The sequence below is a fragment of the Myxacorys chilensis genome, from assembly GCF_059505265.1.
Genome location: NZ_JCACKG010000204.1, coordinates 1 through 23555, shown reverse-complemented (window position 1 = coordinate 23555; position 23555 = coordinate 1). Strand labels below are relative to the sequence as shown.

Below are 23555 nucleotides of genomic sequence, written 5' to 3'. Positions count from 1 at the left end.
AAACACAGCAATTCATGCCACATACTAAATTCCGACGCAAGATTTCCCCCTTACTTTTCATTTTCATCACCATCTTGTTAGATAAGTTAGGGGAGAGTATCCTGTTTCCAATCCTGCCCTTTTTGTTAGAAAGATTTCGTACAGATGCAATGACGCTTGGGTTGCTAACGGCGTCCTTTGCGTTGGCGCAGTTTTTTGCGACACCCATAATTGGCTCCTTGTCCGATCGCTACGGTCGCCGTCCGGTTCTGCTGATCTGCGTTTTAGGAACTTCTCTCTCCTATTACATGTTTGGCTTGGCAGGCAGTCTTTGGGTTCTGTTTGTCTCACGGATGATTGATGGTGTGACTGGCGGTGTAGCGGCAACGGCTCAAGCGTATATTGCTGATATTTCAACCCCTGCCGATCGCGCCAAAAACTTTGGTCTCACAGGAGCTGCCTTTGGGCTAGGGTTTGTGCTGGGACCGGCACTCGGCGGGTCGTTAGCAGGGATTAATATCAATTTACCAGTCTTTTTTGCGGGCACTGTCGCACTTCTCAACTTTATTCTGGGCTGGGTTAGCCTGCCTGAATCTCTCACCCCTGAAAATCGTCGAGTTTCTGGCTGGAAGGACTTGAATCCCTTCAGTCAAATCAGCGACCTATTTCAGCACGATCGCATCAAAGGATTTTTGTGGACGACCTTTATTTTTAACTTTGCGTTTTCTGGGTTCTCCAGCATTTTTGTCCTCTTTCTCAACCGTCGCTTTGGTTGGGGTCCCTCCTCAGCTGCTCTTGTGTTTGTATTTATTGGCGTTCTTTCTACCCTGATTCAGGGAGGGCTGATTCGCAAGCTGATTCCTGCCTTTGGTGAAGGGAAGCTAACGTTGGCTGGACTAGTTGCGTTGGCGCTCGGCTTGGGGCTGATTGTGGTCATTCCATCAGACAGTCCTACTATTTATGTATTGCTTTATTTAAGTCAAGGACTATTGGCGCTCGGTGTGGGGCTGATTTTACCTTGTCTCAGAGGGTTGATTTCCAATCGCGTTTCCGCTCAGGAACAGGGGCGTACGCTTGGAAGCGCTCAAGGGCTACAAAGTATTGCTTCAATCCTGGGTCCTCTGTGGGCAAGCTGGTGTTTCGATCAGTTCGGCATGTTATCTCCATTTTGGCTGGGGTCGCTCTTCATCCTGCTGGCATTTGGAACAACGTGGATGAATTTACGATCGATGTCTCCCCAAGCAGCTGCTTAGTTAATTGCAAAATTAAAGCCATTTATCGATCGCTAACAGTCGGTTGCTGTCAGCCTTGATAAATGGCTTTAATCGAATAAACGATATTTGAATGGATGATTAAGTGTAGGTTGAATTGATGCAGAGAACTCAACACTAAAGAGGGACTACAACGATCGCTTTCCTTGGATGCTAGAGCAGTATTCCACAAATTTCAGGATTAAACCCTCCATCTATGCGGCATTCGTTGCCAGTCGTCCATCTTCCATATGGATAATACGATCGGCGACGTCTAAAATACGGTTGTCATGAGTGACAAGTAGAATGGTGCATCCCTGCTCTTTTGCCAATTGCTGCATAATTTCCACAACATCTCGTCCCGATTTACTATCCAATGCCGCTGTGGGTTCATCTGCCAGAACCATTTTGGGTTGGCTCACCAAGGCACGAGCGATCGCGACCCGTTGTTTCTGTCCACCAGAGAGATCATCCGGGTAATAGTTGATCCGATGCCCTAAACCGACGGCATGGAGTATGGCCACTGAACGATTGATCCGCTCAACCAACGAAAGATCCTTGTGCAAACGCAGAGACATTCCCACATTTTGTTGGGCAGTTAAACATTCCAGTAGATTGTGAGCCTGAAAAATATATCCAATTCGGCTCCGCACCTGAACCAGTTGTTTTTTACTGGCTTCGCACAGTTCCTGATCCAAAACCTTTAAACTACCCTCCTGAACCGATCTCAACCCTCCCATTAAGCTCAGCAGCGTCGTTTTTCCACTGCCAGAAGGACCTGTCAGAATTACAATCTCTCCTGGATAGATCTCCAGATCAATATCTGAAAGAACAGGTTTTCGCAGCGTACCTTTACCAAAGGTGTGATTAAGCTTCTTTGCTGTAATGACAGGCATTTGAGACATATCTATCAATCGCTTATAATGACTCTAAAATACATCGGCTGGATCAGCAGATTGCAATTTTCGCACCGCGAGCGCGGCTGATATCAAACACATCAACAGCGTCAGAATAAACACTTGTAGCGCAACATCGAAACGCATCACAATTGCAACACGAGTTAAGTTTCCTAGCAAGCCATACATACCAACGGAACAGGCAAATCCAGGTAAAAAACCTAGCACCCCTAAAATCAACGCTTCTTGAAAGATAATGCCTAGCAGTTGCAAATCAGCGTAGCCAATCGCCTTCAACGTTGCATATTCGGGTAAATGATCATTCACATCGGTATACAAGACCTGGTAAACGATCACGATACCTACAATAAAACCCATCACGGTGCCAAAGTTGAAAATAATACCAGGCGGTTGTTTTGCCCAGTAGCCTTGCTCTAAAGCGATGAACTCTTGCCGATTCAAAACCTTGATGTCTTGCGGCAACAGTCTCTGCAAGCCTTGGATCACAGCATCAGGATTGGTTCCAGGCTCCAGGGTGATAATACCAAGGTGAACTTCGTCTGCTCCGGCTTGACCAACGACCCGCAAGTAGTTTGTATCGCTCATAACGATATGCCCCTGCTTAAACAGGCTACTTCCCAGACTATAGAGTCCACCAACCCACATTTTGCGCCCACTGACTGCGGTATTAATGCTTTCTCCTGTGTTGAACAGCTCACTCACAGGACCAAGGGAAGCAAGGGACTTGCTATCAAAGAGAACCGTATCTTGTTGCACGATCGTGCTGAGTTGCCCCTGAATTTCCGGTAAATCCATCACCGATCGGGCTGGATTAAAGGCAATGATATTCACATCCGCCAGTTCTTTGGTCTTCGGGTTCACCCAGGAACTGCGGCTGTAGTAAAGCGGGTCAACAGATGCAATTCCTGCGATCGCATTGGCTCGATAGAGCTGTGCTTTGGAAAATGTTTTATTCCCAAGAAACTGACCTGTTTTGTTGACAAGGAATAGGTCCCCTTGTAAGTGCTCTTGAATACGAGACACTCCATCGAACATAGCTGCTCGAAAGCCCACCTGCATGAAGATGAGAATGTTGGCGAAGGAAATTCCCGCTAGCCCGACTATCAAACGAACCTTCTGATGGGAAAGCTGGGACCAGGCAAGCGGAGGTTCCTGTGCAAAGCGACTGACCAGTTTTTTAGGAAAGAGAAAGTACATGGTCGATGTTCAATCAATGATTTTTTTCGCGAATTTGATGCACTAGTCCAAGCGAATTTGAACTCGCACTTGCATGTAAGTCAGTTCTGCAACCTTTTTGCTATCCTCTGGATCAAGCCGAATCTTGACTTCCACAACTCGGGCATTTTTGTCTGCTGCTGGATCTGTACTCAACTCATCAGTTTTTTTGATTTGTAGTCCGATTTGATCAACAGTGCCTTGTAATTTCTCATTAAAACCGCCATTCTCGCTCGTGATCAAAGCTCGTTGTCCAAGTTTGACCTTCGGAACGTCGGTTTCGTAGACCTCGGCAACGGCATACATTTGGTCGGTTTGTCCCAGATCCACAATGCCCTGTTCCGCACTAACCTGTTCCCCAATCTGGGTATTGATTCTCAAGATCTGACCTGAAACTGGCGATCGCACATAGAAATCTTCCAGTTCAGTTTCAGCTCCTTTTTGTTGGGTCAGCGCGTAATCTACCTCAGCTTGCGGAACTCGTAAATCGGCTGGACGGACTTCACTCAACTCTTGCAGTTTGGCAGTTTCTTGCTCAATTTGTGCAGATAAGGTCAGCTTTGTATTTTCCAGTTGCGCTTTTGCTTCGTTCAATGAAGCGCTTGCTGTTTCAAAACTCTTACGATCGTTATCTAAAGCAGAGGCACTAATTGCCCCGTCTTTGCGGAGTTGCTGCGATCGCTCGTAGGTTGTTTGAGTATTCCGAAACTCCGCTTCAGCGCGAGCAATGACAGCTTGCCTTGCGCTGATTTCAGTGCTAGATTGCGCTTTTAAGCGCGTGATAGCTGCCTTTTGTGCAGAAAGCCCGCCTATGGTTGCATTCCCGACTCTGGTTTGTGCTAGCTTTGCTTGCATGACAGCGACATTTTGTTTCGCTTCTTCAACCGCGGCCTGTTTCTTATCTAATCCCTGCAAAATGGCAATTAATTGCCTTGCCCGCACCTGATCGCCTTCCTTGACCAACAGCTTATCAACCCGGCTATCTTTCGCATTCACAACAGACAGCTTGATGATCGATCCTTTGGGTTCAATTCGACCTAAAGCAGCAACAGTTCGCACCGAGGCAGGTTGAATGGATGAACCGGCATCAGCATTTTGCTTGGCTTTAGACTGGGACAAATACACTGCGCTTAAACCCAACGACGTAATTGAGATTGCCCCAATTAGCCAGTAGCCAACTGTCCTTAAAGTAATTTGTTTTTGCACCATAAACCAAGCACACAAGCACAATATAGGGCAATGAAATCAATGTCGCAGGTGAGGAGCAGATCAGGAAGCTTCCATCATCCATTCCATCTCCGAAAACTTCTTCAGTAGTTTTCGATAAGCAATCAACGTGGCATCTGATGCAACCATCAGTTCAGTGCTGTTATGAAGGGGCGCAAGTCGGGGAAGTTGAGTTTGAACAACCACGTTATCTTCCATACAAATGCGGGTTCCGACCTGAGCGGTGTTGTGGTCTAGCCAGTTGCTAATCAAAGGGGTATGGTTTAGGAAACTGCGAATACTGACTGACTTCACGATCGTAGTATTTTCGTCGACGGGAATGTGAGCCAGAATACTTTCAATCTTGAACCGACCAAAATTAACACCGGAATAGGTAATATTAGGTGGTGCAAAAATATATTGTTTCCAAGGGTCTTGATCATCCTCTCTCAAGAAAAATCGCATGGGTCCGTTAATGCGGTTAATCTTGATCCCTAGCGTTGCCGATAATCCCCATTCCGTAACTTCCAGGTCATAATCCTCAATCACGGTGTTCTCAGGAGTTTTGCTTTTTCCTACCGAACCTCGATGCATGAATGGCGCATGAGAGACATCCAGGGTGTTCTCCATGGTGCGAGTGAAATGGGCGTCAAAGGTATAGACACTCTGAGAGGGTTCACGAGTAGGATTCTCAAACTGAGGGAACGAGGGCAGCGGTGGGCGATCTGCTGAAGCAGATATCTCGAAGAGATCGCGCTCTGGTAGATCGCCGATAAATATCCAGATAAACCCGTATTTCTCCTGGACAGGATAAGCCTCAACCCTAGCTCGCTTAGGAATGGGAATTGCGGCTGGATTTGCCGGAATCTCACTACAGGAACCATCTGCCTGATATCGCCAACCATGATAGGGACAGCGGATACAGTCTCCTTCAACCCAACCACCCGCTAAAGATGCGCCTCGATGAGCACAACGATTATCGAGCGCCACCACCCTACCCTGGCTGTCGCGGTACACAACCATTTTTTTACCCATCAGCGTGATGAGGGTAGAACGCTTTGTGATCGCATTGCTAAACTCAACGGCGTACCAAAAATTCTTGAACATCATTAGAGTCTCCTTAAACCTTGGCAGCTTCTACAGGCTGCTCAACTAGTGGAGTAGCCACATGTTCAAAGGACAATTGGTTATATTCAGCATTCTCCAGCAGTGTTTGCTTGTGCCCTGCTTTAGTCAAGTAATCTCCAATTCCCCAGCCTTTATCCAGAAATTTGCGAAGCAGCTTGCGGTAGGCGACCAGCAAATTATCTGAGGCAACTAAAACCTCTTCCGTGACTCCATAGGGCACAACGCGAGGTTCCTGTGCCTCGATCACTGCTTTGTCTTCTAGATAGGTATCGACAGTGTTTTTGATGGAGTTGTAGTCTGCCCAAGGTTGAGTGAGGAAGTTCCGGACTCCAATCCATTTCGTTAAGGTTGTAGTTTCGTCAACCGGAATGTTAGTGGCAAAGTAAATATATTGGTAACCGCGAAAGTTGAAATCTAGTGCAATGCGGTTGATGTTAGGCATGTGAACGGTCAAGGTAGCGCTGGAGAAAGGGCGATCGCGTTTCACAATGTATTTCAGCAATCCTACTCGTTTGGGTGGCTTGGTGCGAACGGTAGCACTTGTGCTCCACTCTTCACTATGAACCTCGTAATCCCACACCTCTGCATCGTCCCGGTTGTTGAAGAAAGCAGCGTGAACAAAAGGCGCATGGGAGGTATCTAAGCCGCTCTCAATGACGCGAGTATAGTGAGCATTCCAAACGTATTCGCCCTGAACTTGTCGCCAAGCTGGATCGTCAAATTCTGGAAAAGGTGGAATCGGTGGACGCTCTGGCTCTGGCAAATCACCGACAAATACCCAAACAAAACCGTACTTTTCTTGCACTGGGTAAGTTCCAACTCGCGCCCGCTTCGGAATAGACACGTCTGCTTCGTTTGCCGGAACTTGAATACAAGCGCCGTCTGATTGATATTTCCAACCGTGGTAGGGGCAGCGTAGACAGCCTTCCTCGACCCAACCCCCAGATAAGGCTGCCCCACGATGGGCACATCGATCGTCGAGGGCTACGACCTGACGATTCGCATCTCGGTACAGGACATAGTGCTGTCCCATGAGCGTGACTTGTTTTGGTTTGGCTGTTACAGCAGTACTGAATTCAACTGCATACCAAAAGTTTTTTAGCACGTGCGATCGCCCCACTCATTTTGCAAAGTTTAGAGATGGGCTTACAGTTCCCACGTTGATACGAGGAATAGCGTTTTTTAGGGCGGAATCCGTCAGATATGTGAGGCGTGATTCTGCGATCGAGATTGGGCAATCTGTCTTAAAGCAAGATGTCACGTTGGAAGAACGGAGCGGTATGGTTAGAAAGGCTCAACGTCCGCCAGTCGATCAAGCAGATAAAGAGAAGATCAATGAATTTCGCCAAGAGCTGAATCAAAAGCTTGAAGATGCGATCGAACATCACGAATTCAAGATGGTTTATATTGGGTTTGCGACACTCTTCGCGTTTGCGGGTGTAATCTATCTTGCGGTCAAGTTTCCGCTTCCCTTCCTTAATTGAGTTCTGTTCGCATAGTCATTGTCATTCTCCTGATTCGACCCTTTCAACTAAAACAACAAGAAGGCCGGAATTAAGTGCTGTTAGAGAAATCTAGAAGGATTTTTTGATCGTGCCTAAACTTCTTCAAGCTGACCTGTCTTTCTATTACTAGTACAGAAGGGTAACCCACACAGAATTGAGCCATCCGACCAACCGCTCCTATTCGAGCAACGCCACTGTCTTGAAGGTTGGGCTACAGGAGGCGTTTAAGCAGAAAGGCAGTTCACTCCACCACCGCCTTTCACCCTTGATATTTCCCGACCAGCTGGCCATGGTCAAGCTAAATTCGCTTGCCCATTGCACCTCATGAGTTGAGCCATCCGATTGAGCGGCTGGAATGAATGGTTCAATCTTTCATTTAACAAATGAGTCATATTTACTGCTTCTCAGACGTCCTCTGAGCGCGATCGCACAACTTTTGCAAGCCAATCCGCTACTTTGCTAGTTGTCCGAGAACGGCAATATAGCGATCAATGTAGTGATCCTTAAACCGTTGACTGATGAAGTTGGGACTGAACCGTCGCCCGATCCGGATTTCCTTGTCTACAGCACGATATCCCTGCCACCATCGCGGTAACTCTGGTACCAGATCCATACCGTGAACCACTCGGTAGCTGTTGGAAACCCGTTGGTTATAGGACTCTTGGAATCCATCATTCCCCACTTTTGGTGCGCCATAGGTGTACGCTTCGATGGTGACCTGATCGGAAAAATTGTATTGAATATCCACAGCACATAAGGTTGCCAATGCACCGCCTAAACTGTGTCCGGTTGCAACCACACTCGATACCCCACTGCTTTTAATGTAATCGTGAATTTGGCCTCGCACGGCAAAGTAAGCAGCGACAAACCCCCTGTGTATGAGTGCTCCTGAGCTGTTAGAGCCAGCATAGGGATACGTTTTTTCCTTAGGCTCAACAATCAAGTCACGGATGACCTTTTGGTCAAACTGGCCACGCTCCAGGGTGGTGTTAAAATCAGTTTCCCAATCCTCGGACGATTCACTGCCTCGAAAGACAATGGTCGCAGCTGTCCCTTCTGATAAAATGGCGCACTGAGTATCCGTCTTCGGGTCATTAATCAGGAGCGGTTTGACGGTGATGCCATCGAACTTGAGGAGAGGGTCAAATTTCTCATAAACTTTTTGGCAAAAAACGGCGTATTTTAAGGCTTTTGCATAATCGATGGACATAGTAACCCCCTGTAGCAATTCAGTTGTTGGTCAATACTGATTACCATGAAGACTAAGCGATCTCCAGAAAGTCTTCTTAAATCTCTACTTTGACTAAGAAACTGCTCAAGCAACAATCTGGAAGAAACAGCGTAGAAATACTTTGAGTTGGCATAAATTTCTCCTGATAGATTTTGATTGAAATCAGGATGCGGCCTAACGGATAAGCTCACCTGCCGTCCACGACCCGCAAAAATAGCACTGGACTTGTAGTATGGGCGAAAATGCACTTAAGCCAAGCTCGTGAATTCTCCTGCTTAGATTCCTTAAAGTTGCTTTTAGTGCAAAAGCGACGGGAGCACCTCTTAGAATTCATGGATATCTAAAAAGATATGCTTAACAGCCCGTTACGATGCTCTTTCCCCTGGTTCAAGCCATGCCTACTCAACGAAATCACCATGCGATCGTCATCGGCGGCAGCATTGCTGGATTGCTCGCGGCTCGTGTTTTATCTGAGCAGTTCGATCGCGTGACGATCGTGGATCGAGATCGTCTTCCTCTCACGGCTGAGCCTCGCCGCGGAGTGCCTCAGTCCGTTCAGCCCCATGTTCTACTTACTAGAGGCTACAGGATTCTAGAAGAATTATTCCCAGGCATTGGGGAAGCCCTTCATGCTGCCGGAGCTGTTTCGTTGGACTGGGGCAAAGATTTTCTTTGTTTCCAGCGCGGCAACTGGGCTCCAACGACTGAAGCGGCATCAGGAATGGGGTCTTACACTTGCACTCGTCCTTTGCTAGAAAGTACGCTTCGGCAACGGGTAAGTCAACTGCGCAACGTTGAGTTTTTACAAGAACAACGAGTTGTGGGACTTTGTAGCGCTCCTTCGGAGCTTGGCAAAGCCAATCGCGGCTCAATTCAGGGGATTAAACTACAGCAAGGTGACACCTTGCAAGAATGTTCAGCACAACTCGTGGTCGATGCGAGTGGTCGAAGTACTCAAACCCCTCAGTGGCTGCAAGACTTAGGGTTGATTTCACCCCCTGCTACCGTGATTGATCCTGGATTAGGTTATGCTACTCGTCGTTACCGCATTCCCCCTCAGTTTCAACCGGATTGCAAGATTCTATTGATTAGCCACGAACCTCCGCATCAGCCGCGCTTGGGATATTTAGCTGAAGTGGAAAATCAGGAATGGATTGCCACTTTAGGTGGTTATGGACGAGACTATCCGCCGCTTCAGGAGCAAGGCTTTCTGCAATTCGCTCGGAGTCTCTCTGATCCCGCCTTTTATCAAGCGATCGCTCAAGCAGAACCTCTCTCTGAAGTTCGAGCGCATCGGGCGACAGCAAACCGACTCTATCACTATGAAGACATTGAACTGCCAGATGGCTTAATTGCGATCGGAGATGCGGTGTGTGCGCTCTGTCCGGTGTATGGACAGGGGATGACCGTAAGTGCAATATCATCACTCATTCTTCGACGCTGGCTAAGTCAACCCCAACAGCGTCGATCTCTGACCTTCAACGGTGCAAGTTTTCAAAAACAACTTGCTCGAAGCAATGCTTTTCCCTGGTCACTGGCAACGGGATTCGATTCAAAGTTCCCCACTACGAAGGGAGCCGTCGCGCAAAGTTGGGCAGGAAATCTGTTTCAGGGGTATGCGGATCGGCTCACCGATCGCGCCCAAAAGGATGTTGAGGTTCATCTACAATTCCTAGAAATGGCTCATATGCTGAAGCCTCCCAGTACCTTGCTCCATCCTCGGTTGCTGCTGAAAGCATTGTTCTGAGCTTTTGGCGCAAAGTTGAGCAAGATGAAGATCTTTTGCGTTTAGGTGCGAGCAGACCCGTGAGAAAGCATGGAGTGTTCTTTCTGAGTGAGGCAAGCAACACGTTATTAAGCCACGGAAGATGTATGGCTGATGAGAACCATGACCAATCATCTGAGTCTTGCGGGTGCTTTGTTGCTTCAACAGGGCATCTGATCAGTGCTCAAGAGTTAGGGTTACTACGAGGGGCGGAGCGGCAGGACTTCGGGCAAGATTAGTTTGAATTCATAGAAGAATTTTGCTGATTGCAATGAAATCTTGTTTTCTTAGTTTGACGGTTTGACGCGCCAACTTGTGGATTGATCGCGTCAACTTGCGGATTGATCGCGGCAACTTGTGGATTGATCGCGTCAACTCGTGGAGTGATCAATCCAACTCGTGGATTAATCGCATCAACTCGTGGATTAATCGCATCAACTCGTGGAGCGATCGCGTCAACTCATGGATTGATCGCGGCAACTTGTGGAGTGATCGCGGCAACTTGTGAATTGATCGCGGCAACTCGTGGAGAGATCGCGCCAACTCATGGAGCGATCGCGTCAACTCGTCGATTGATCGTGTGGGGTTCGCACAATCATCCAATTGGTGAGCTGAGAAAGATCAAAGGAGGGTAGCCAGTCCATAAATGTAGCGTTGGCGGAGATAGTTTTTTGCTTGCAACCAGACATCCTCAATCGGATTCTGCTCTGGCGCATTCGGGGCAAAGCAAATGCAGTAAATTGAAGCAAATTCGGTCACATAGCTGTCGATCGTTGAAACAAGCCGACCGAACCAAATGATAGTAAATGTACGCACAGAAAATTCATGATTTATCTTTCATTTGTTGCAATTGGAACAACGGTTTTTGATATTAACGATTTCCCTTTATGAGATGGTTAGATACATCATTCAGAATTGCATTTGCTGAAAGAATATTTCCAAAGACCCAATAGCTTGAATCTACAAGGTAGACCCGCTGATTTTTTACTGCATTTAATGTTTGCCATAAGGGGCTAGTTTCATAGACTTTAAAGTTGTTATTAGCTCCAGGATCAACTACTACAAAAATTGCATCTGCATCGAGCAAGTCTACCCGCTCCAAACTGACCTGCACATAGGTATAGTCCGACCCTCCTAATTGCCGCTGAACGTTAGGAATAGAGACATATTGTAGTTCTTCAATAACGCTTCCGGGAAACGATATGTGATTCATAAATTGTGTGAATTCGAGAGTTGTGTAAAACCGCATTACGGAAACTTTAGTATCACCAAGCTTTTGCTTAAAAATGGATCTTAAGTCTTCAATTCTTTGGTGATAATCATCTAGCATTTTTTCAGCTTCTTGGCTTCTATTTAACATCTCCGCAAACTGTCGCAACGTTTTTTTCCACTCAGCGTGAATCGGTTCTATTGAAATAGTTGGTGCTATTCGTGAAAATAATTCATAGTTCTGAGGCACGATGTATGTCCCGATGATCAAATCGGGTTTTAGTTGCACCATTTTCTCAATGTTAGGTTGTCCCTCCTTTCCTAAATTGGTAATTGCATCAATTTTGCCATTCAGAATAGATGACTTATCACCTACTCGACTTGAGCTTGCAGCAGCGATCGGCTTTAAGCCCAACGCGATTAAAATTTCTAAACTTTCTTGATCCGTCACGATCACTCGTTGTGGATTAAGTGGAATGCAACTTTTTCCTAATTCATGTTGGACGGTTCGACAGTTCGCTGATGCGGCCCCAGATTTTTGGGACTGCGATTGTTGGCTCAACATGCCATTACAACTCTGAATCAAAACCACAATCAGAGTTCCTACCAAGAACAGTTTGATGCGGTGCCACCAGGATTTACAGATCATTATCATTTCACATCTTTACAGCTTTCAAATAAACAAGAGTATTCCGAATGTGTATAACTGCCGTTTGCCCTTTGTACAAAATTAGGATGCACCCAAATAAACTCCCAAATGTTCAAGAAATTAAAATGTCCAAGAAACTGTGCCCCTTACCGTAAAGGGAGCACCATAATAAACCCGCAGGGAACTTTCCGCCGTCTCGAAATAGCTAACGTCAAACAAATTCTCAATGTTTAATCCAATCCGATAATTATCTCGACGATAGAACAGGGAAGCATCAGTGCGCGTGTAGCTGGGAACCTGAAAAGAATTGTCTAAATCGCCTTGGCGCTGACCCACGTAAAAGATGCCAAGCCCAAAGCCTAGCCCCCTGAGAGAGCCTGTTTGAATTTCATAGGTTGTCCATAAACTCACGGCATGTTCTGGAACATTATTAATGCGATTCCCGATCGCAAAAGTATTGTCATCCGTGATCCGGGCATCTGTGTAGGCATATCCAGCCGCAATTTTCCAGCCTGGCAAAATTTCACCTGCAATATCGAGTTCAACACCACGGCTTTTCTGTTCGCCCGTCTGGATTGAGAAGTTTGGGTTAGCGAGATCATTGGTCAGCACATTGGAACGAGTGATTTGGTAAAGTGCGAGAGTCGTTGCCAATCGTCGATCGAGCCAGTCTGCTTTAATCCCCACTTCGTATTGAGTACCTCGCTCTGGTTGGAAGAGTGCATTATCAAAGGCAGTGCCAACACTTTGCAGAAAAGAGCGGCTATAGCTGGCGTACAACGAGAGCGAATCAGTGGGTTGATACACCAAGCCGATGCGTGGGCTGAAAGCTTCGTCCTGTTGAAAAGATTCAGACCCATCAGCAAGATCGATCTTTTGGCTGGCAATGTCAAACCGTCCACCGAGCAATAGTTTCAAATTGGGCAACAGATCAACCTGATCTTGCAAATAAATGCCGAGCGAGTCTGTGGTGATAGGTTCTTTAGGAAATTCTCCAAGCAGCTCTCCTCGTGGTCGTCCGTACACCGGATTGAAGATATCGATTGGAGCTAAGACAAATTCTTGACCGCCTGATCCATACACGTCCCGGTTGAGATCAACGCCAAACAATAACTTATGAGCAACACTACCTGTTCTAAAAGTTCCAACGACATTGGTATCGAGGATATAGTTGTTCTGAGACTGGTCTTTTGCGACAAATAAACCCCGCTCTAGCGTGCGTTCATCATCAAGTAGCGCTGATGGAAACAGAGAGTTTTGAGGGACTTGTTGAAATGTAGCTCGAAAGGCATTCCGCAATTGCCAATTAGCACTCAGTTGATGTTCGAGTGTGTAACCTAAGCGCAGGCTATAGCGATTGTTTTTATCCAGTTCATCATCTGGCTCGCCAATAAATCGGTTTCGAGGTAGCCGCCCATTGATATTAGAAAGGGCAGTGCCTTTGGCAGGCAATCCTCGCGCATTTGGCTGTTCAGAAATTGTGTATTCGCCCTCAAAGGTGAGTTTGGTCGTTGGACTAATTTGCCAGGTGAAGCTAGGCGCGAGCACAAAATTGCGGCGATCGAAGAAGTCAATAAATGTGCCAGTCGTAGAACCACCCGCGATGAAGCGATAAAGCACGGTTTTAGAATCATTCAGTGGTCCTGTAAAATCCAGAAAACCGCTGTAGGTATCAAAGTTACCGATCGTTGCCTCAACGGTATAACGCGGAATGGATAACGGCTTTTTCGTTACGATGTTCACCGTGCCCCCTGCACCGCCCTGACTAAACAGCGCACCTGCCGGACCCTTTAAAACATCAATTTGTTCAATACTAGGAACCGCAACGCGATTGGTAATGTTGGTGTCATCCCGCAACCCGTTCCGAATGATGTTACGTCCTGTAAAACCTCGAATCGTGACTCCTTCAAACGCGGAGTAGGATGGATTGTCTGGTGCAACTCCGGCAACGGTTTGGAGAGCTTCATTAACGCTTTGAACCTGACGGTCTTGCAGCAGTTCTTGAGGAATAACTTGAACTGAAAACGGCAGATCTCGGATGGGAGTATCGGTTCTACTTCCAGTCGTAGTGTTGGGTAGGCGATAGCCCCGCTGCTGCTCTCCCCTGACGACAATTTCCTCTTCCGGTTCTTCTGCTTCTGAGTTGAGGCTATAAATAAGATCTCCCGTTCTCAGTGTCACCTCTTGTGTTGGCAAGGCATTATTTCCACTCACACTCACCCGAATGCGGTTAACATCTTGCTGCACAACCTGAACAATCGCGATTTCCTCAGTCGGATTCTCTGCTGTAAATGCTGGTGTATTGGGCAATGCTAATACAGTGTTGGGAATTTCTGCAATCAGACTGTTTCTCTCTGTGCGGAATTGAGTGGTATCGATCGATAAAGGTTTGCCGTCTGCTGTGGTGAGCGTGATTTCTAGTCCTGTGGCAGTTCGATCAACGCTTACACCAGTGACCTTAATTGCCTCCGCCTCAACTTGTGCAATCCACTCTTTCACGCTGGTTGCAGGACGACTGCTCCGCAAGCTTCCAAAGGGATCAAGGCTACGACGATCAGATATCTGAGGTTTCTCTTGTTGCTGAGATTCCGTTGCCCAACTCGCCTGAGCTGCGAATACCGATGTCAAGCCTAATAGCCAAAGAGCCAGTTTCCAATCCATCTACTTATCCTCTACACCTAAATCTTGAGAAGCTTCTATTGCGCTGTGAAGCAGTTTCCCCTTGGGGTAATCATTCTACAGAGCTAGCCTCTGATGTTTGATCTCTTAGTTAGGAACTCTTCTCAACTACGATGTATTAGATAGTATGCTGAATTGACATTACACAACTTTGTTGAAAGGGAATTTTTGTTTGTTGAAAGGGAATTTTTTATGACGATCCTTACTGTTGCAGTACTCTCGGACTAACGCCAAACGCTTTGCGAAAGGCAGTACTGAAGGCACAAAGATTTTTGTAACCGACCTTATGAGCAACTTCTGTGACACTGCACTGATGCTCTAGAAGCAGCGATCGCGCTTGTTCCATCCGGTGCTGGTGCAAATAGCCAAATACTGTGGTGCCAAATACCTGCTTAAACCCACGTTTCAGCGAACAGTCGTTTAGACCAACTTGTCGTGCTAAAGTGAGCAACGACGGAGGATTATCGATTTGCCGCAATAGAATGTCTTTTGCTTGATAAATCCGCTCAACATCCGTTGCTCGTGGAGTAGTTGCTCGCTGGGGTAAGGTACCACTCGAACAAGCTTGATCTAACCACAGAGCCAGTACTTCAACAGATTTACTTTCCAGATACATCTGCTTGAGCACGCCTTGATAGGGACAATTCAACATTTGCTGTAAGGCAAGTTGCATTGTCGGTGTAATCGTACGAACTGACGAAAAAGGAACTGCTTCATCTCGTGCTAGCATCCGCTGCAACTCAGTCGGCAAGATATCAACCTGACCACCAATGAGTGTCTGAAAGCGCTCTGGTTCCAAATGAATATCGATTTGAACAGTAGGTGTGTGAGCTAACCCTTCAACAGTGCCGCCCAGTGAAACCAGTCCGGCAAGAAGATGCTGACCTTGGCTCATCTGCACCCCATTCGGTAATCGAAACGCTGATGAGAGGGTAAACATCCATTCTAGATAATCAACTTCTCCGGGTAATATGCGATCTACAACCAGATTGTCTTTAAGTTGATACTGATGAAAGGTCAAATCAATACCATTTCGGAGTTCAATATCCCGCTTGTAGCCTTCGCCTAGCACAGATGGACACACAGCAATGCGATCGGTTGCATCCTGTGGATCAGCATAATGTGCCTGTTGACGGCTAATCTGCCAGAGGTCATCACAAGCTGGATCAGACAGTACACTCCCCATGTCGTAAGTTTTGCTGCAAGTATCACGATGTACGTTATCACAAATGAGAATTAGTGGCAATAGATTCTGATCACTCTTAGACGTTGAGTTTTGGAAGCGGGAAAACATTCGTAGTGCATGTGCTTTTGAAGAACAGCGCACCAAATTGAGATTTTGGACTTGCTGTATGACCTGAACCAGCAGCAGGGAAGAACGATCGCAATGGTGTTGCACGATCTCAATCAAGCTTGGCGCTATGCAGGCTACTTGGTGGCAATCAAAGAAGGTCGAATTTTCGCAGCAGGAGATCCTCAATCTGTCATGACACAAGAGAATGTGCGGGCTGTGTTTGGCCTAGATTCTCAAATCTTTCAAGATCCAGTCACGGGAATGCCAATGTGCGTTCCGATCAGTCAGAAAGCAAGGAGTAATATGCGATCGTAGAATTTGATACAAATCGCTTATCAGTAATATCTGCAGTTTGTGGGCTGTGTCGCAAAAACTAGTCAATGGTAAGGTATCTCTCTTTCAGAAGCGGCAAAATTTTCGGTTACACCAAGTATGTTTGAATCTTATAGCCTTACTGAGTAAACTTCTAGACATGCTACAGAAGTCTGCAAAACCTTCATCCGAGTTCGAGTCTGGGTGCTGCCTTCTAAAGTCAAAGTATAAGGAACGATTCATTGACGCAAAGTATTTAGCGCAATAGCTTTCTGGGAAAATTTAGAAAACCAGTTGGGAGCGATCGTTCTTTAACCCTCGCCCTTCAACCTCCCATCCTGAAGCTCTGATCTCTGAACTTGAAGCTTTGACCCTTTTACTGCAAGAATGAAGCTCAGAACCCGAAACATGGAACAAATTGCTCTAATTTTCAAGCTCTGAGCCTAAAATGTTAGCTTCAAAAGTCAAATTATCGAACTTTTTATTAAACTGTTGAGCCTCCACTCTTGACCGTTTCCTCTTGGCTCTTCGCCTTCCGATTTTTGGGGCAAACCTTTGTCTTGCCCCACCTATTAGTCTTATCTCACCTATTAACAGCCTTGAATCAGGGCATGAATTTACCAAGGCAAAACCTCTCCATTGGCGTGCCAAAACGTGCCTGTATTCCCCAGTGTCAACTCATCAATCCGAGCCAATAACCCCTTCACAGACTCTTCCGTTGTAATGCCACCTGATGTGAAGTTCGTCATGCGCGTCTGTACCAAACCGGGATGCAGAATTGCCACAGCAATCCCATGCGGTTTAAGGTCATGAGCTAAGGATTTTCCTGCCATCGATAACGCTACTTTCGACATGCGGTAGCCATACGAACTCCCAGAAGTATTGTCCGCGATCGACCCCATTCGGCTGGTCATCAACACAATCTTAGAGCCTGCTTTCTTAGAGCCTGCCTTGAGATTGGGCAGGAGCGCATGAGTCACCCGCAAAGCACCAAGGGCATTCACCTCAAACTGTTCCCGAATGCTGTCGAAGTCTAAGTTTTCCAATGTTACGCGCTTGACGATGCCCGCATTGTTAATCAGGGCATCGATCGCCCTATTCCCCAAGCGAGTTTGCAAATCGGCCACCGAAGCATCTGAGGTAATGTCAATTCCCTCCTCAACCTGTATCCCAAGCTGCTTCAATTCCTCAGAGGCAGTGCGACAAACCGCAATAACAATGTCGTTCCGTGCTTGCAGTTGACGGCAGTATTCGTAACCAATTCCTCGATTCGCACCCGTAATCAGATAAGTTGCCATGTAAAACTCCAATAGCTTGATTTGAGCATTCTCAGAAACCAATCATAGGCTAGCTGAAATCATTGCCTATCATCGGGCAGTAGTTCAGCCACCATCAAATCCTATAAATAGAGAGATTGAACACTCAGATCTTTCAGCGTAATCGTGAAGTTACGTTGTTCGCTTGTTGCAATAAAAGAGATGATCGCTTCACATGCTACAGCAACGGTTAGCATCACCAAATTACGTGCCAGTGGATAATCACAGACATCATCATTGACATCAGAAGGAACTCGATAAACATCATTCCAGATCACTTCTGCGTAGTCAGCAGAGAGTCCGGCATGAAGGCAGGAAATCCCGGTTTGGTCTGCGTAATCTTTCACCACTCGGCGGGAGATACTGTTGTCGAATGCATCAACAATTAGCCCACCCTCTTTGAGCAGTTGAGCGGCATTCACCACAGTCAGTTCTTTGGTTTCGGCTTCTACTCTTGCCCCAATCGCCCGGTACAAGTTATTCGCCAAAATCTTAGCTTTGAATGCGCCCACATCAGAACGGTAATAGGGCTGAGTGGATAGATTCCGCTCCTCAATACGATCGCGATCGATCACCTTGAGCTTGCCAAAACCAACACGAGTTAGATTCTCAGCTAGGTTTGCGCCCAACGCACCCGCACCGCAAAGAGTCACAGGATAATCTCTCAGCTTTGCCATAACAGCATCCGTCCGGTAACGCTGTTCGTGAAAAAAGATACTCATATTTTCACCACTCCTGATGTTCCATTACACCGACTAACGATTGCAAGTCAAAGTCGCGATCGCGACCACTCAAACAAATTCCAGAACTCACAACGGTCAGGTCATCTTTGGCGATCGCACTGGTATGACGAACTCCATCCGATGTTGTCCAATCCACTGTCCAGTAATCCCCGCGATCTTGAAATTGATCCAGTTCACCACCGCCCAGTTTAAGTGCCTGACGTAATCGCTTTTCATCCCGTTGCGGTTGAGCAAATCCCTCTGTGCGTTGAGCAACCAATTCATAGAGCGATCGCATTTCTGGAGTAAACCCCTTAAACTGCAACTCCTTAACTGGAATCTGTTGCTTGAGAGCGGATTGCAGAGTTTCAGCGATCGCAGGATCAGCACGACGATCAACCTCCTCAAACCAACACGAATCGCCATTCCAACGAGCGATAATCTGCTCAAAGGCAACTCCATCTGTCACCAAATGCACAGGCACAGGTTTAACTGTCTTGAATCGTTGGCGCATATCCGCTTCATTGACTGGATAGGCTAACCAGGACTGGTTCTGCAAGCGATCGACTAACCGTAGCCGAACGGTCTGGAAATGCTGCAAGTAAGCGTCAATTTGGGGTAAGTCTGCCCCTTTAACCAGCATTGCAGTCTGTCCATCCACAGGCTGAAAGATGCCCCATCCTTCAAACTGGTGAGGTTTAGGGCTGAAGGTGTAGACCATGCCTGCTACTCGCGTGCGAACTCGTCCACCCTTGACGCAGGGCGCAAGGAATTGCATGGATTGTAGTTGTGCTTCGGCACTGGCAATCTGGTTCAGTAGCTTGCGGATATCAGTCATAGTTAGACTAAGCGAAGGCTGATTTAGCTGTTGTCTGCCCAGAATAAACGGCAGCAGTTTGGCGATATTTCTGGCATCGTCAATGCCCCGGTGATGTGTTCCTTTCAATTCCTGCCAGTTGCAAGGCTTCTACCGTGCCATATTGTTCAGGTAAGCCTTGCCTATCACTGAACAACTGTTTTAGATTGACGTGAGGATAGGCAATGGGAACGGTGTGAAACTTGCTGTCTTGCTTGAGTTGATTGCGACCCTTGCGGTATCTGCGAAGCAGCGCGCAGTCTCCCAGGAACCAAAGATGGCATTTGAGTACTTTGACAACCACTGGAGATTCCAACCGTTCTTCTTATACTACAAATGTTACAAAGAAATTCCAAATAATTGTAAGTAGTGATGCTAATTGATCAGTTAAAAGCCGTAGCATGATCGTTAACTGGTTCAGCGTATATCGTCTCCTGATGTTGCTGTATTACCTTAAACATTCACTGCCTGATGAAAAGTTATTGACGAAAATGCTATGAGTCAAGAACCAAAGACCAAGATTAATATCCAGAACTTTCAGGTTTTTCCCAAGCATGTTGGGGTGTGGCAAGGTGACTGGCTTCGCTTAGATGCGAACGGTCAGGAAATTGCTCGATTTACGGCAACGGTGACTAAGAGAATTGTGGACAACCAGTGGATTCAAACGAACGCTTACCACTATGCCGATGGCTCAACGACGACGCATCACTTTGTTGGAACTGCTCTGGAAGAAGGGGTTGTGGATATTACAGGTGGTGACACTTCATTTAGCAATTTCAAAGCGATCGCGGAAGAGCATGGCGAAAACCTGATTATATTCAACGTGTCGAATAAGGAATCTGGGGCGTTAATTGGTACCGAAATGATTAATTTGGTGCGTCCTGATTATTGTGTCCGGACTTCTCAAGGCTTTGCTCCCGATAGAACGTTGAAAAGTTTCATGGTGATTACAGAACATCGAATTGCTTTGTAACTTTTATCTGTCATTTTTATGACAAATAAAAGTTACGTTAGTAGCTGTCCATTCTATAACTAAGGCCAATTCATGTAGCGAAAGTCAGCACTACTCGATATCGAGCAGTGCCGATTACGTAGACTTCCTACTTATCCGATCTCGCCGGAAGCGGCATATCCAGAATTTCCATCAGCAGATCCAGACGGGAGGGGCGTGTCAGAAGCGGCACGAGGTTCGGCAAGCTGTAGTAATCCCCCGCAAAGGTGAACGTTTCTACAGGTGCCTGCTGTCCCTTCAGTTGGCTCTCCAACCAGTCATAGTGACCGCCCACGCGGACAATCACCACATTCGGCATAATCGCCAACTCCCGGCAATAGGTCTTGTAGACCTCACCAAAGTAAGGAGCCGCATTCTCACCCTCGTCCGTCACAATGATGATTTGGTCAACCACCTGACGCTTCTTTCGCATTGTCTCCAGCGCACAGCCGATGCTGGTTCCACCGCTTGCCTTAATGTGCTGAAATGCCCGCTCCCAGTCGGTCAACTCTTTACCCTGTGCGGTCACAGGATAGGGGATGGTGTCGAAAGCATAAACAAACAGGTTTGCCTGAGTAATGCCAGAGATCAGAGCCGCAAGTTGCTTACCAAGCGCGATCGCGTTCTCCATCGAACCCGACTTGTCTACCAACAGAGCAGTCGGACGGCTAATCACACCACGCCGCTTCACCTGCTCATTCGTCACCTTCTCCAACCGAGCAACAGTGTCTGAATCCAGATCCGCTGCATCAGCAGCAACCTGCGCCTTGAATGCGGCTACCCGCCCACTCTTGGTTGCTTCATCCAGCTTGGCATCAATCAATGCCTTCACCTCTGGGTGATCCATTGTACCTTTTGCCTTGAGGGACTTGAGGTTGTTGATCACTTCCTGGGGTGACATGCTATTGATCAGTGCCACCAGAACCGTGGGAGTGAGTTGCTTGACTGCACCAATGGCGATCGTATAGGGCAGCTTAAACTCCACAATGAGCCGTGCCTGTTCTGCGGCACTTTCTGTCTTAGCAAGTTGCTTCAGCACGTCAGCCAACGAACCCACCGGAGGCTGGTCACGAAACAGAATTGCATTTGCCCGCTCACAAGGCTTAATGTGCAGCGACGCATACAGGTGCTTCATTGCCTTGCGTCCCCGTAGAGCCGCACGATCGAACAGCACAGGATTGCTTTCCCGCACCTTCAGATATCGCTGTACAGCAGTTCGGGCTGAACGAGGCAACTTGTTCCGGTGTTGCTTCATGAAGTCAACAACCCGTGCCACCTGATAAGGCGGAAACTCCTGCAGCATGACGAATCCAGCATCTCGGTGCTCAACCAATTCACTGGTCAGTAGATGGGCGACGAACACTTCCTTGTGGTCGCGCACATCGCCGTTGCGCTGATACCAAATTGCCAGATGTCCGTAAAAGATTGGGTCAAGTTCAACAATCAATTGGTGAATTTCTGCCACCTGCTCCAGCTTGCGGTGGGGAGTGGTGAGCAAGCTGTTAAGCATTTCTAAACGCAAATCCCGTTCAGTGTTGTTCATGGGAACCTCCTCTTGATGTCAGTAAATGAGGAGGCAGATGTTGCACGCAACGGTGATGAGTCACCGCGCAAGTTGCAAAAGCTCGGCTGAAGGTATGACTGCCTCCAGGTTTGCCCGCTATCGGTCTCAGGCTTGCAGCGTATCCCTCCAGATATGCACCGTTGGTCTGGCGGAGAGTATGTAAGCTTCCAAGATTGGGGCGCGGCAACAACTGCCAAAATTTAGATAAAGATCACTTCGTGCAAGTTAAAAAAGCGGTTGTGTCATACACAGGAATCGAACCTGTAGTAACCTGATCTCAAGTCAAGCACCTTTTCCATTTGGCTAGTATGTAAGCTTTTTTGGTTAGGGCACGAAGTGGAAATGTTTAACCGTAAACAGCTTCAGGACGAACGATCAAATCACCACTCGGACGGCGATCGATAACATAAGCAGAAAGTCGATTTGCATTGACATCCAAATGTCTTGAAACTCGTTCTTTCACTGCAACATCATTCATAGCTGCGGTGATCCCCAGTTGGGTTTCTGTCAGGTCGAGCGATCGACCTTCAAATCGAATATGAACCATTGCTATCACCTACTTGCCAGTAAATATTTCATTTGGGGTGACCGACGAGAGTCGAACTCGCTAACACTGGTGCCACAAACCAGCCCCTCCACCACTTCGGGTTCAGTCACATGGATCTCATCGGGATCGAACCGACTGCCTCCCGATGAGAATTGCACTCATCCCTCGTACAAGTTCACAAAGCTGTTTTCGCTTCTTAACAGGAAGTTAGTATGTAAGCTTTGCAGGTTAGGGCACAAGGTAATTTAGGCGCTCTGTCACTAGAGCTACAGACCCAAGTTTGGTGGATTCTGGTCAGATTTGAACCGACATCTTTCTGCTTGCAAGGCAGACGCTTTCCCAGTTAAGCTACAGACCCACGATGGTTAAATGACGGTCAACGAGTGGCAGGAGTGGTAGGGATCGAACCTACACTGGTCGATTTAGAAGATCGATGCCCTTTCCATTAGGCGACACTCCCACAATTAAGGGATGAATTAGGAGGGATGAGGGATAGAAAAAATGTATTTCATCCCTTATCCTTCATCTCTCATCCTTTCCAGTAGTCCTAGCAGGATTTGAACCCGCAACCCTCTGTTTGTAGGACAGATGCTCCACCCTTGAGCTACAGGACTACGAGAGCGAATGGCGAGACTCGAACTCGCATCTAGAGATTGGCATGCTCTAATGTTTGCCCTTACACCACATTCGCGTTTGGTATGGACAGTGGGATTTGAACCCACACCAGGAGGTTGGAAGCCTCGCATGCTACCACTACACCATGTCCACATTCTGGAGCTGGTGACAGGATTTGAACCTGCAACCACCTGATTACAAGTCAGGCGCTCTACCGTTGAGCCACACCAGCATTTGGTAGCGGAGCCGGGATTTGAACCCGGTACGTAAAGGCTTATGAGACCCCAGAGCGCACCATAGCTCTATCTCCGCGAGTACCCTTGACAGGGTTTGAACCTGCAACACACTTGTTTTAAGCAAGCGATGTCTACCCATTGCATCACAGGGGCAAAATTTAGCTGCTGCTCATAAAGGAGCAAGTTGGTGGGCTGTGTAGGATTTGAACCTACGCGCTTCCGCTTAAGAGGCGGCTGCTCTGCCAACTGAGCTAACAGCCCATTTGTTTGTTGGTCGACCAGAGGTTGAACTTGGTGGGTCGCCCAGGGGTTGAACCCAGGGCTGTTTCATTGTAGTAGGGGAAAAACCTTGTCCAACTGATTGGCGAA

22 protein-coding genes and 11 tRNA genes are annotated in these 23555 nt (G+C 47.2%); 6 read left to right on the top strand and 27 right to left on the bottom strand.

Annotation, left to right across the window (positions count from 1 at the left end):
* The first annotated feature begins 14 nt into the window (after window positions 1-14).
* Window positions 15-1232 (top strand): MFS transporter, encoded by a 1218-nt coding sequence (locus tag AC5JLB_RS19600; RefSeq protein WP_495875497.1) that lies wholly within the window; start codon window positions 15-17, stop codon window positions 1230-1232.
* Window positions 1233-1444: 212 nt separating this feature from the next.
* On the opposite strand, the gene AC5JLB_RS19595 is transcribed toward AC5JLB_RS19600, so the two are convergent.
* Genes AC5JLB_RS19595 through AC5JLB_RS19575 form a run of 5 tightly spaced genes read right to left on the bottom strand, consistent with a single transcriptional unit; the run spans window position 1445 to window position 6800 of the window.
* Entirely contained in the window at window positions 1445-2134 is a 690-nt protein-coding gene (locus tag AC5JLB_RS19595; RefSeq protein WP_495875496.1) for a DevA family ABC transporter ATP-binding protein, read from the bottom strand.
* 24 nt (window positions 2135-2158) lie between these two features.
* The gene (devC, locus tag AC5JLB_RS19590; RefSeq protein WP_495875495.1) at window positions 2159-3343 is read right to left on the bottom strand and encodes an ABC transporter permease DevC; all 1185 of its coding nucleotides are present in this window, start codon (window positions 3341-3343) and stop codon (window positions 2159-2161) included.
* 42 nt (window positions 3344-3385) lie between these two features.
* The gene (locus tag AC5JLB_RS19585; protein WP_495875494.1) at window positions 3386-4570 is read right to left on the bottom strand and encodes an HlyD family secretion protein; all 1185 of its coding nucleotides are present in this window, start codon (window positions 4568-4570) and stop codon (window positions 3386-3388) included.
* Window positions 4571-4630: 60 nt separating this feature from the next.
* The gene (locus AC5JLB_RS19580) at window positions 4631-5677 is read right to left on the bottom strand and encodes an aromatic ring-hydroxylating dioxygenase subunit alpha (RefSeq protein ID WP_495875493.1); all 1047 of its coding nucleotides are present in this window, start codon (window positions 5675-5677) and stop codon (window positions 4631-4633) included.
* 10 nt (window positions 5678-5687) lie between these two features.
* Window positions 5688-6800, bottom strand: coding sequence for an aromatic ring-hydroxylating dioxygenase subunit alpha (locus tag AC5JLB_RS19575; RefSeq protein WP_495875492.1), 1113 nt, complete (start codon window positions 6798-6800; stop codon window positions 5688-5690).
* A gap of 100 nt (window positions 6801-6900) precedes the next feature.
* Between AC5JLB_RS19575 and AC5JLB_RS19570 the strand changes: the two genes are divergently transcribed.
* A complete protein-coding gene (locus AC5JLB_RS19570) occupies window positions 6901-7179 on the top strand; it encodes a hypothetical protein (protein WP_495875491.1) in 279 nt (92 codons plus the stop codon).
* Window positions 7180-7651: 472 nt separating this feature from the next.
* Here the strand turns inward: AC5JLB_RS19570 and AC5JLB_RS19565 are convergent, their stop codons facing one another.
* Window positions 7652-8410 carry a lipase family protein gene (locus AC5JLB_RS19565; RefSeq protein WP_495875490.1) on the bottom strand — a complete coding sequence of 253 codons (759 nt, stop codon included), beginning with the start codon at window positions 8408-8410 and terminating at the stop codon, window positions 7652-7654.
* A 415-nt stretch (window positions 8411-8825) separates the two neighbouring features.
* Between AC5JLB_RS19565 and AC5JLB_RS19560 the strand changes: the two genes are divergently transcribed.
* Together AC5JLB_RS19560 and AC5JLB_RS19555 are read left to right on the top strand one after the other, a co-directional pair.
* Window positions 8826-10178 carry an FAD-dependent oxidoreductase gene (locus AC5JLB_RS19560; protein ID WP_495875489.1) on the top strand — a complete coding sequence of 451 codons (1353 nt, stop codon included), beginning with the start codon at window positions 8826-8828 and terminating at the stop codon, window positions 10176-10178.
* Between the two features lie 338 nt (window positions 10179-10516).
* Window positions 10517-10831, top strand: a complete 315-nt coding sequence (locus tag AC5JLB_RS19555) for a hypothetical protein (RefSeq protein WP_495875488.1) — start codon at window positions 10517-10519, stop codon at window positions 10829-10831.
* Here AC5JLB_RS19555 and AC5JLB_RS19550 read toward each other — a convergent pair.
* The 4 genes from AC5JLB_RS19550 to AC5JLB_RS19535 all read right to left on the bottom strand — a co-directional run bounded on the left by AC5JLB_RS19550 (window position 10818) and on the right by AC5JLB_RS19535 (window position 15919).
* Window positions 10818-11012, bottom strand: a complete 195-nt coding sequence (locus tag AC5JLB_RS19550; RefSeq protein ID WP_495875487.1) for a hypothetical protein — start codon at window positions 11010-11012, stop codon at window positions 10818-10820. The two genes, AC5JLB_RS19555 and AC5JLB_RS19550, sit on opposite strands and share 14 nt — an antisense overlap.
* 55 nt (window positions 11013-11067) lie before the next feature.
* The gene (locus AC5JLB_RS19545; RefSeq protein WP_495875486.1) at window positions 11068-11856 is read right to left on the bottom strand and encodes an iron-siderophore ABC transporter substrate-binding protein; all 789 of its coding nucleotides are present in this window, start codon (window positions 11854-11856) and stop codon (window positions 11068-11070) included.
* A gap of 318 nt (window positions 11857-12174) precedes the next feature.
* The gene (locus AC5JLB_RS19540) at window positions 12175-14715 is read right to left on the bottom strand and encodes a TonB-dependent siderophore receptor (protein WP_495875485.1); all 2541 of its coding nucleotides are present in this window, start codon (window positions 14713-14715) and stop codon (window positions 12175-12177) included.
* Window positions 14716-14935: 220 nt separating this feature from the next.
* The gene (locus AC5JLB_RS19535; RefSeq protein ID WP_495875484.1) at window positions 14936-15919 is read right to left on the bottom strand and encodes a helix-turn-helix transcriptional regulator; all 984 of its coding nucleotides are present in this window, start codon (window positions 15917-15919) and stop codon (window positions 14936-14938) included.
* A gap of 159 nt (window positions 15920-16078) precedes the next feature.
* Here AC5JLB_RS19535 and AC5JLB_RS19530 point away from each other — a divergent pair, with 159 nt between their 5' ends.
* Entirely contained in the window at window positions 16079-16342 is a 264-nt protein-coding gene (locus AC5JLB_RS19530) for a hypothetical protein (protein ID WP_495875483.1), read from the top strand.
* A gap of 614 nt (window positions 16343-16956) precedes the next feature.
* Here the strand turns inward: AC5JLB_RS19530 and AC5JLB_RS19525 are convergent.
* From AC5JLB_RS19525 to AC5JLB_RS19510, 4 genes are all read right to left on the bottom strand, one after another.
* Window positions 16957-17637 carry an SDR family oxidoreductase gene (locus AC5JLB_RS19525; protein WP_495875482.1) on the bottom strand — a complete coding sequence of 227 codons (681 nt, stop codon included), beginning with the start codon at window positions 17635-17637 and terminating at the stop codon, window positions 16957-16959.
* Between the two features lie 101 nt (window positions 17638-17738).
* The gene (locus AC5JLB_RS19520; protein ID WP_495875481.1) at window positions 17739-18377 is read right to left on the bottom strand and encodes a ThiF family adenylyltransferase; all 639 of its coding nucleotides are present in this window, start codon (window positions 18375-18377) and stop codon (window positions 17739-17741) included.
* 4 nt (window positions 18378-18381) lie between these two features.
* Window positions 18382-19215: a hypothetical protein gene (locus tag AC5JLB_RS19515; RefSeq protein WP_495875480.1), complete on the bottom strand. Its 834-nt coding sequence runs from the start codon at window positions 19213-19215 to the stop codon at window positions 18382-18384.
* Window positions 19216-19294: 79 nt separating this feature from the next.
* Entirely contained in the window at window positions 19295-19537 is a 243-nt protein-coding gene (locus AC5JLB_RS19510) for a hypothetical protein (protein ID WP_495875479.1), read from the bottom strand.
* 192 nt (window positions 19538-19729) lie between these two features.
* Between AC5JLB_RS19510 and AC5JLB_RS19505 the strand changes: the two genes are divergently transcribed.
* Window positions 19730-20206, top strand: a complete 477-nt coding sequence (locus AC5JLB_RS19505; RefSeq protein ID WP_495875478.1) for a DUF3598 family protein — start codon at window positions 19730-19732, stop codon at window positions 20204-20206.
* A gap of 127 nt (window positions 20207-20333) precedes the next feature.
* Here the strand turns inward: AC5JLB_RS19505 and AC5JLB_RS19500 are convergent, their stop codons facing one another.
* The 13 genes from AC5JLB_RS19500 to AC5JLB_RS19440 all read right to left on the bottom strand — a co-directional run bounded on the left by AC5JLB_RS19500 (window position 20334) and on the right by AC5JLB_RS19440 (window position 23447).
* Window positions 20334-21767 carry a vWA domain-containing protein gene (locus tag AC5JLB_RS19500; protein WP_495875477.1) on the bottom strand — a complete coding sequence of 478 codons (1434 nt, stop codon included), beginning with the start codon at window positions 21765-21767 and terminating at the stop codon, window positions 20334-20336.
* Window positions 21768-22028: 261 nt separating this feature from the next.
* Window positions 22029-22099, bottom strand: a tRNA-Ser gene (locus AC5JLB_RS19495).
* 35 nt (window positions 22100-22134) lie between these two features.
* Window positions 22135-22335 (bottom strand): hypothetical protein, encoded by a 201-nt coding sequence (locus AC5JLB_RS19490; protein ID WP_495875476.1) that lies wholly within the window; start codon window positions 22333-22335, stop codon window positions 22135-22137.
* Window positions 22336-22368: 33 nt separating this feature from the next.
* Window positions 22369-22445: transfer RNA gene (locus AC5JLB_RS19485), tRNA-His, on the bottom strand.
* 171 nt (window positions 22446-22616) lie between these two features.
* Window positions 22617-22693 (bottom strand) — tRNA-Ala (locus AC5JLB_RS19480).
* A gap of 26 nt (window positions 22694-22719) precedes the next feature.
* Window positions 22720-22795: transfer RNA gene (locus tag AC5JLB_RS19475), tRNA-Arg, on the bottom strand.
* Between the two features lie 82 nt (window positions 22796-22877).
* Window positions 22878-22949, bottom strand: a tRNA-Val gene (locus AC5JLB_RS19470).
* Between the two features lie 5 nt (window positions 22950-22954).
* Window positions 22955-23026, bottom strand: a tRNA-Gly gene (locus AC5JLB_RS19465).
* A gap of 3 nt (window positions 23027-23029) precedes the next feature.
* Window positions 23030-23103 (bottom strand) — tRNA-Gly (locus tag AC5JLB_RS19460).
* A 4-nt stretch (window positions 23104-23107) separates the two neighbouring features.
* Window positions 23108-23182 (bottom strand) — tRNA-Thr (locus AC5JLB_RS19455).
* Window positions 23183-23185: 3 nt separating this feature from the next.
* Window positions 23186-23263: transfer RNA gene (locus tag AC5JLB_RS19450), tRNA-Met, on the bottom strand.
* Between the two features lie 2 nt (window positions 23264-23265).
* Window positions 23266-23339: transfer RNA gene (locus tag AC5JLB_RS19445), tRNA-Leu, on the bottom strand.
* A gap of 32 nt (window positions 23340-23371) precedes the next feature.
* A tRNA-Lys gene (locus AC5JLB_RS19440) sits at window positions 23372-23447 on the bottom strand.
* Window positions 23448-23555 lie beyond the last annotated feature (108 nt).